This window comes from Streptomyces sp. MnatMP-M17, assembly GCF_900091995.1.
GTDB lineage: Bacteria > Actinomycetota > Actinomycetes > Streptomycetales > Streptomycetaceae > Streptomyces.
In genome coordinates, this window is sequence record NZ_FMDK01000418.1 from 1 (window position 1) to 8,222 (window position 8,222).

7 protein-coding genes and 1 pseudogene are annotated in these 8,222 nt (G+C 70.4%); 6 read left to right on the forward strand and 2 right to left on the reverse strand.

Translation table 11 applies throughout. The features are described from left to right. From GA0115259_RS19195 to hutI, 3 genes are all read left to right on the forward strand, one after another. Positions 1–1,042, forward strand: a 1,042-nt coding sequence (locus GA0115259_RS19195; protein WP_107469219.1) for an allantoate amidohydrolase, incomplete at its 5' end; no start/stop codon positions are given. Positions 1,043–1,125: 83 nt separating this feature from the next. Next, entirely contained in the window at positions 1,126–2,565 is a 1,440-nt protein-coding gene (locus GA0115259_RS19200) for a formimidoylglutamate deiminase (RefSeq protein ID WP_093598520.1), read from the forward strand. 140 nt (positions 2,566–2,705) lie between these two features. Continuing rightward, entirely contained in the window at positions 2,706–3,917 is a 1,212-nt protein-coding gene (gene hutI / locus GA0115259_RS19205; RefSeq protein ID WP_176732591.1) for an imidazolonepropionase, read from the forward strand. A gap of 18 nt (positions 3,918–3,935) precedes the next feature. Here hutI and GA0115259_RS19210 read toward each other — a convergent pair whose 3' ends face one another. After that, complete coding sequence (locus GA0115259_RS19210; RefSeq protein WP_093598523.1) at positions 3,936–5,366, reverse strand: hypothetical protein; 1,431 nt, start codon at positions 5,364–5,366, stop codon at positions 3,936–3,938. 131 nt (positions 5,367–5,497) lie between these two features. Here GA0115259_RS19210 and GA0115259_RS19215 point away from each other — a divergent pair, with 131 nt between their 5' ends. Further along, positions 5,498–5,893 carry a DUF6415 family natural product biosynthesis protein gene (locus GA0115259_RS19215; RefSeq protein ID WP_093598526.1) on the forward strand — a complete coding sequence of 132 codons (396 nt, stop codon included), beginning with the start codon at positions 5,498–5,500 and terminating at the stop codon, positions 5,891–5,893. Positions 5,894–6,009: 116 nt separating this feature from the next. On the opposite strand, the gene GA0115259_RS39645 is transcribed toward GA0115259_RS19215, so the two are convergent. Beyond that, positions 6,010–6,474, reverse strand: coding sequence for a hypothetical protein (locus tag GA0115259_RS39645; protein ID WP_093598529.1), 465 nt, complete (start codon positions 6,472–6,474; stop codon positions 6,010–6,012). Positions 6,475–6,647: 173 nt separating this feature from the next. On the opposite strand from GA0115259_RS39645, the gene GA0115259_RS19225 reads away from it, so the two are divergent. Together GA0115259_RS19225 and GA0115259_RS19230 are read left to right on the forward strand one after the other, a co-directional pair. Continuing rightward, a complete protein-coding gene (locus GA0115259_RS19225) occupies positions 6,648–7,814 on the forward strand; it encodes a GNAT family N-acetyltransferase (protein ID WP_093598532.1) in 1,167 nt (388 codons plus the stop codon). Between the two features lie 155 nt (positions 7,815–7,969). Beyond that, positions 7,970–8,222 (forward strand): annotated as a pseudogene (locus tag GA0115259_RS19230) (glycosyltransferase family 2 protein); the annotation flags it as partial.

Genomic DNA, 8,222 nt, shown 5'->3' on the forward strand with positions numbered 1-8,222 from the left:
CGGCGCCCCGCTCGCCGGTGACGCCGTGGTCACCGGCTCGCATCTCGACTCCGTACCCGACGGCGGCGCCTTCGACGGCCCTCTCGGTGTTGTCTCCTCCTTCGCCGCGCTCGATGAACTGCGCCGCAGGGGAGCGCGGTTCACCAGGCCCGTCGCCATCACCAACTTCGGTGACGAGGAAGGCGCGCGCTTCGGGCTCGCCTGCGTCGGCTCCCGGCTCAGCGCGGGCCGGCTCACCGCTGAGAAGGCCCATGAACTGCGCGACGGAGACGGTGTTCCGCTGCCCCGGGCGATGGAGGCGGCGGGACACGATCCGTCCGCCATCGGGCCCGATCCCGAACGGCTCGCACGAATCGGCGCGTTCATCGAACTCCATGTGGAGCAGGGCCGCGCGCTCGATCTCTCCGGCGACCCTGTCGGTATCGCGTCCGCGATCTGGCCGCACGGCCGCTGGCGGTTCGACTTCCACGGCGAGGCCAACCACGCGGGCACCACCCGGCTCGCCGACCGCCGTGACCCGATGCTGACCTACGCCGAGACCGTGCTCGCCGCCCGCCGTGAGGCGGAACTCGCCGGGGCCCTCGCCACCTTCGGCAAGGTCTCCGTCGAGCCCAACGGAGTGAACGCCATTCCCTCCCTCGTCCGCGGCTGGCTCGACTCCCGCGCCGCCGACCAGTCCGCCCTGGACACCGTGGTCGCCGGTATCGAATCCGCCGCCCGCGCCCACGCGGACCGCGCCGGTGTCGAACTGCGGGTCGTTCGTGAGTCCTTCACTCCCGTCGTCGAATTCGAGCACGCCCTGCGGGACGAACTCGGCAAGATCCTCGGACAGCGTCCCGGCGCCCGGTCCGCCGTCCCTGTCCTCGGCACCGGCGCGGGACATGACGCGGGTATTCTGTCCGGCTCCATCCCCACCGCCATGCTGTTCGTACGGAATCCCACCGGTGTCTCGCACTCTCCGGCCGAGTACGCCGCCGAGGACGACTGCGTGGCCGGGATCCTGGCACTCGCCGACGTACTGGAAGGACTCGCGTGCACATGACGCAGCCGACAGCGGCAGCACGTCCGTCCGCGGAGCGGCCCAAGCCCGCCCGGCCGACAGCGGCGCCGGGAAGGACACGGATCATGACGCCCGCCGCCATCGCGGAGGCCGCCCGAGTCCCACGGAGCACACCGGAGACCGGCCCCGCACCGGCCGCCCACCGGCCGCCCGACGTCCTGTACTGGCTGGAGCACGCCTGGCACGACAACCATGTCGAGCCCGGTGTGACCGTCGGTGTCACCGCCGACGACGGCCGGATCACCGAGGTGCGCAGCGGTGTCCCGGCGCCGCCGCCCGGCGCGACCGTACTGCGCGGGCTGACTCTCCCAGGACTGGCCAACGCCCACTCCCATGCCTTCCACCGCGCCCTGCGCTCCACCGTCCAGGTCGGCTCCGGCACCTTCTGGACCTGGCGCGAGTTCATGTACGGCTTCGCCGCCCGGCTCACTCCGGACTCGTACCACGCGCTCGCCCGCGCCGTGTACGCCGAGATGGCGCTGGCCGGTATCACGGCCGTCGGTGAGTTCCACTATGTCCACCACGCGCCGGACGGCACGCCCTACGGCAATCCGAACGCGATGGGCGAAGCCCTGATCGCGGCAGCCGCCGAGGCCGGGATCCGGATCACGCTCCTCGACACCGCCTATCTCTCCGCCGGTCTCAGCAAGCGCCGTGGCGGCGTGCCGCTGGAGCGCCATCAGCTCCGCTTCTCCGACGGCACCGCCGACGCCTGGGCCGAGCGCGTCTCCGCGCTCAAGGACAGTGACCACGCCCTGATCGGTGCCGCCATCCACTCCGTACGCGCCGTACCGGCCGAACAGCTCGCCACCGTCGCCGAATGGGCCGAGGCGCGCCGGGCCCCGCTCCATGTCCATCTCTCCGAACAGACCGCGGAGAACGACTCCTGTCTCGCCGTCCACGGCCGCACGCCCACCCGGCTCCTGGCCGACCACGGTGTGCTGGGCGCACGCACCACCGGGATCCACAACACACATCTCACCGACGAGGACATCGGCCTGCTGGGCGCCGGCCACACCGGCACCTGTATGTGTCCCACCACGGAACGCGATCTGGCCGACGGCATCGGCCCGGCGGCCCGTCTTCAGCGCGCGGGCTCGCCGCTGTCGCTCGGCAGCGACAGCCATGCCGTGATCGACCTCCTCGAAGAGGCCCGCGCGATGGAGCTGAACGAACGGCTGCGCTCCCGCAGCCGCGGCCACTGGACCGCCGCGTCCCTCCTCCACGCCGCCACCGCCGGCGGCCACGCGGCGCTCGGGCGGCCGGAGGCGGGCCGGATCGAGGCCGGCGCACTCGCCGATCTCGTCACGATCGCGCTCGACACGGTCAGAACAGCGGGCCCGCTGGCACGGCTCGGAGCGGAGACCGCCGTATTCGCCGCCTCCGCGGCGGATGTACGCCACACCGTCGTGGGCGGCCGTCATCTCGTACGGGACGGGCTCCATACGCTCGTGCCCGATGTGCCCGAAGCCCTCGCCGAGTCCATCGGGGCCCTGCGCGGCTGACAGCTCCCGGACTCCCGACAACTCCTGGAATCCCGACAGTCCTCGCACGCCTTACAGCGCCCAGGCCACCCGGGCCACCCGAGCCGCGCAAGCCACCCGAGCCGCGCAGGCCGAAGCCGCCGGAGGAGAGAACGCCCGCCATGAGCATCACCACCACCATGACCGCGGCCACGACCACGCCCACGTCCACCGTCATCACCAACATCGCCGGTCTGGTCACCAACGACTCCTCCCTCGGTGACGGAACCCCCATCGGTCTGATCCAGGACGCGGCCGTCGTCATCGACGGCGACCACATCGCCTGGGTCGGTGAATCAAGCAAAGCACCCGCCACTGACAACGCCGTCGACGCGGGCGGCCGGGCCGCCGTTCCCGGCTTCGTGGACTCCCACTCCCATCTCGTCTTCGCCGGTGACCGCACCGAGGAGTTCAACGCCCGGATGTCCGGACGCGCCTACTCCGCGGGCGGCATCCGCACCACCGTCGCCGCCACCCGCGCCGCGACCGATCCCGAGCTGGCCGCCAATGTCGCGCGCTATCTCGCCGAGGCGCTCCGTCAGGGCACCACCACTATGGAGACCAAGTCCGGCTACGGGCTCACCGTCCAGGACGAGGCCCGCGCCGTGCGTATCGCCTGCGATCACACCGACGAGGTCACCTATCTCGGCGCGCACATCGTCCCGCCCGAGTACGCCGACGATCCCGCCGCTTATGTCGCCCTCGTCACCGGCGAGATGCTCGACGCCTGTGCTCCATACGCCCGTTGGATCGATGTCTTCTGCGAACAGGGCGCCTTCGACGGCGACCAGGCCCGCGCGATCCTCACCGCGGGCCTGGCGCAGGGCCTCCAGCCCCGTGTCCACGCCAATCAGCTCTCGTACGGTCCCGGAGTGCTGCTCGCCGTCGAACTCGACGCCGCCTCCGCCGACCACTGCACCCACCTCACCGACGCCGATGTGGACGCGCTCGCCCACAGCGACACCGTGGCGACACTCCTTCCCGGCGCGGAGTTCTCCACCCGCGCCGACTGGCCGGACGCCCGCCGTCTGCTCGACGCGGGCGCGACCGTCGCGCTCTCCACCGACTGCAATCCGGGCTCGTCCTTCACCTCGTCCGTGCCGTTCTGCATCGCCCTTGCCGTACGCGACATGGGCATGACTCCCGACGAGGCGATCTGGTCGGCCACCGCGGGTGGCGCGGCGGCCCTGCGCCGCCAGGACATCGGCCGTGTCACGCCCGGTGCCCGCGCCGACCTCGTCCTTCTCGACGCCCCGAGCCATGTTCATCTGGCCTACCGCCCGGGAGTCCCCCTGGTCTCCTCCGTCTGGCGTGGCGGTGTGCGCATGCTCTGATGTTCCGAGGACCGATGCTCAGCCCTTCAGTACCGCGACCTCGTCCATCCTCGGCCGCAGCCGCTGCACCGCGCGCGTCTTCGCGTACGGCTTCAGCCGCCGCCGCATCGTCTCGAAGTGCTGGTCCCCGCGCGCCGAGGACACATGCTCGTAGTCGTCCAGGAACTGCCACCAGCTCCCGCACGCGGCCTCAAGATGGCCCAGCTCCAACTGGCGCTGAGCCAGCACCGCGAGGAAGTGGACCCGGCCCTGGCGCTCGTTCTTCTGCTGCGCCTTCAAGGACTGCTGGAGCGCCGAGATCGAGCCCGGCAGGTCCTTGAACTCGTACAGCACGTGCGACACATGGAAGAGATAGGCGGTCTGGTCGTAGCCGCCGATCGACTCCCGCCGGTTGTCCGCCTTGGCCAGCGCCGTCTCCGTCTCGCGCAGCCGTGTGAAGGCCTGGCGCTTGTCGCCGACCATCGAGGCGGCGTGGGCCTGCTGTCCCGACAGGAACGCCTGAAGGCGCGGCTCCGCCTTCGAGGAGGCCTCGGCGGCCGAGTCGGCGAGTTCCAACGCCCGCCTGCCGTAACCGAGATTGGACGCCTGGAGGGACATGCCGCGCAGTGTGCGGCAGTACGTGACATGGTCCTCGGCGGCGCCCGCCAGTTCGAGTGCCCTGAGGTAGTAGCGCTGGCCGAGCCCGTGTGCGCGCTCGTACATCGCCATCCATCCGGTCAGATAGACCAGATCGGACGCGGCGGCCAGCATGTCGTTCCGTACGCGCTCCGCGGCCTCCGCTTTCAGCCAGGGCATCACGGTGTTCACCAGGAACGCGGCGGCCATAGGACGCGCGTGACCGCCTCCGAGTTCATCGAGGATATTGGCGATCCGGTCCGTCATCGTCCTTACGGCCTGCACCTGAGGTGCGCCGATCCGGACCGTCCGCTTCCCCGGAGCGGCCGGCGGCGGAGTGGCGGCCTGCGCCAGATCCGGGAACAGCGGGACGACGACGGCGGCCGAAAACAGACCCGCCGCGATCAGGCCACGGCGGGACGGATCCATGTCCGCCCGTCCCATGTCGACGAGTTCTTCAACGGTGTTGAGGCGAGCCGCCGCCGGACCGTCCGGTGAGGCGTGCAGAGACGTTTGCGCAGACCCGTGTACAGCCCCGTGTACGGACGTACGCGCAGCGGAAAAGCCGGACGCAGCGACCGCGAGACCGGCCTCCGAGTGTGTCACCGGCCGGTTCAGCTTCCGCGCGAACGCCTCCAGTATCAGGGGTCTGACCTGCTCTTTCGGCATGGTGCCCGCGACCCAGTGGGAGACGGCGGACTGGTCGTAGCGAAGCTCGAGACCGGCTTCGGCACCCATGCGGTTGATGATTTGCGCGAACTGCGAACGGGACCACTTCGCCTGCTCAAGCAGGCAGGCCAGCCCGGTATTGGGTGTGCGTGAGTTACTCGCCATGCTCTCAACTCCCCCAGTGCGTTCATGGCTTTCATTCTCAGACCTGCTTCCACGGTACTCGTGGAGGCTGATAACGCGGTTTTCTCTTCGTAGACGCCGATCACACGAAGACGGGGGCCAAGGTGACCACAGTGACAGACCACAGAGCCGGCAGCACAGACGAAAACGCGCACACCGAGGCCATGGCCCACGATGCCACCTCCATAGCCGTGGACTTCGACGCGATCGCCTTCGACGCCGATCGCGCCCTGGCTCCCCATCGTCTGATGCCTCCGCCGCAGGAGATCGCCGATCTCACCGAGCGGCTCATCGCCCATGGAGCGCGGCTCGTGGCCGTGGTCGAGAGGGTGCCCGAGGCGGAGCACACGGTGCGGGCGAAGGGTGCGCTCAAGGACTGGTACGACCTGACGGAGAGCGGGCCGGGCGACGGGGCCATGGCCAACTGGGTCCATATGCGGGCCATGGCACGGATGTGCCGCACATTCATGGACTATCTGCGTGAGCGCGAAGGACGAGGCCGACCATGACGCCCGAAGCGAAACATCAGACGTGGTTCGTCGTCGCGGTCTGCACGCTCGGGCTCACGATCGCCCTGGCCGTGGGACTACGTCTATGACCACCCGAGATGAGTACGGTCCGATGACTACGTGAGCTGACAACCACAATCGAACACGCGGCGGACTACCCGGGCACCATGGGCAGTTCGCTCACACTGTTGTCCACGAAACTCCGCCACACCAGCGTCCAAACCGGCGTCGGCGTAGGTGTTGGCGGTGGTACCCGGGCCGGGACCGAGGTCGAGATCGGCGTTGGCTTCGGCACCGGGATCGGCCGCGGTGCCCTCCTTCGCGCGTAGATCAACCACACCGCCGCGCCCGGCGGGCGCTCCGTCCGGAATTCGTCCCTCGCGCAGCGCCGTGAAGTGCCCGGCGCCCTTGGCGACATGCGGGCGGCCGATGAACTCCTTGAGCGCCTCGCGCCCGACCACCGCCATGGCCGGCGCAGCGCCGGGAAGCACGACGCGGGCGGTGGCCTCCTGTGTCAGCAGGGCGGCATGGGCGGCCTGGGGGAAGCCGCTCATCGGATGCGTCCGGTGTGGCATGAGCATGGAGACCTCCTCCCGGGCGAACGTCGCGGTCGATGCGTCCTGCGATCCTATGTGCGATCGGACCACTTCGGACAGTAGTTGTTCGGCCTCTGGCGAATGGTCGCCGCGCACTATCCCGGAACGATTTGGGTCGGTACCGTCCTTTCGGTGGGGTTGGGGACCGGGGGGTCGAAATGACTGACGTACGTAGTGCCGCGCGCCATCGGGCGCGTATCCGAATTGCCGCGCCGGCGGATCTCGACGAGACCGAGATCGACGCGTGGCGCGCGTTACGGGCCCTGTCCGGCGCGCCTGCCAGCCCGTTCATGGAGCCGGAGTTCACGCGCGCCGTCGGCCGCGTACGGCCCGGCGCCCGGGTGGCGGTGGTGCGGGAGGAGCTGTACGGGTACGGCGCCGGAGGCGAGGGCAGCGGGGGAAGCCCCGGGGATCGGTATGGCGAGCCCGTCGGCTTCTTTCCGTACGAGACAGGGCCGCTGGGGCATGGCAGGGCCATCGGCCTCGGTGTGTCCGATGTACAGGGAGGCGTGTTCCGCAGCGGCCTGCGGCTGTCGCCGACCGGTCTGCTGAAGGCCTGCGCGCTCTCCGCCTGGGAGTTCGACAATCTGGAAGCCGGACAGGAGCTGTTCGTCCCGGCCGCGGCCGAGGAGTTCGAGTCTCCGGTCATCGATGTCCGTGAGGGATACGAAGCATACGAGACGGGCCTGCGCGCGCGGTCGCCCAAGTTCTTCAGGACGACGACCGCGAAGGAGCGCAGGCTCGGCCGCCAGGCGGGCGAGGTCCGCTTCGTCTTCGACGAACGCGACCCGGCGGCCCTGCGCACGCTCATGGAGTGGAAGTCCGCGCAGTACCGCAGGACGGGCCGCCGTGACCGCTTCGCCAAGGAGTGGATCCGCGCGCTCGTACGGCAGTTGGCCGAGACCCGCGCGCCGGGCTGCTCCGGTGTGCTCTCCGTGCTCTATGCCGCGGACCGGCCGGTCGCCGCGCACTTCGGGCTGCGCTCGCGCACGGTGCTGGCCTGCTGGTTCCCGGCTTACGATCCGGCGTTCGCCAAGTACTCACCGGGACTGATCCTGCATCTGCGGATGGCCGAGGCCGCCGCGGCGGCCGGGATCCATACGCTCGATCTGGGGCGCGGGGCCGCCGAGTACAAGGACGCGCTCAAGACCGGCGGACTGCGGGTGTACGAGGGCTCCGTGGCGCGACCGGGCGCGCGGGCGGCTCTCTACTGGCTCAGCCGGGAGCCGTCCCGCAGGGCGCACAGCTTCGTCAGAAGCCGGCCGAGGCTGGCGGGATACGCGCAGCGGACGCTGAGCCGGGTGGGCCGGCTGCGGGAGAAGTGACGGCGGGTGCCGCATCACCGACGGGGGAGCCGATGACATACACACCCAGCACATCCACATCCACATCCACATCCGCATCTGCGTCTGCGTCTGCGTCTGCGGCGCGCGCGTCCGGCGGACGGCCTTCCGAGTTACCGGAGTTACCGTCCATCGCCGTGGCCGAACTGGATCTCGATCTCGACGGCCCGGACAGCCTGGGCGGCCCGGTGCTGTCCTTCGGTCCGGCGCTCGGCGGCCCGCCTCCGGGCGCCGGGGACATCTTCGCGCTCGTACGGCTCCGGGGCCGCCCGGCCGCCACCGTGCTCGGCCATGTCAGTGCGGACGAGGATCCGGCGGAGGTCCTCACGGCCGTCTTCCGCGCGCGGAAGGGCCCGTACGAGCCGCCCGCGCCCGAAGCGCCCGCGCCCG

What these genes read in the sequence shown, in the direction of transcription:
- GA0115259_RS19200 (WP_093598520.1), top strand. Translation starts at nt 1,126, where the DNA reads ATGACGCCCGCCGCCATCGCGGAGGCCGCCCGAGTCCCACGGAGCACA.
- GA0115259_RS19210 (WP_093598523.1), bottom strand. Translation starts at nt 5,366, where the DNA reads ATGGCGAGTAACTCACGCACACCCAATACCGGGCTGGCCTGCCTGCTT.
- hutI (WP_176732591.1), top strand. Translation starts at nt 2,706, where the DNA reads ATGAGCATCACCACCACCATGACCGCGGCCACGACCACGCCCACGTCC.
- GA0115259_RS19225 (WP_093598532.1), top strand. Translation starts at nt 6,648, where the DNA reads ATGACTGACGTACGTAGTGCCGCGCGCCATCGGGCGCGTATCCGAATT.
- GA0115259_RS39645 (WP_093598529.1), bottom strand. Translation starts at nt 6,474, where the DNA reads ATGCTCATGCCACACCGGACGCATCCGATGAGCGGCTTCCCCCAGGCC.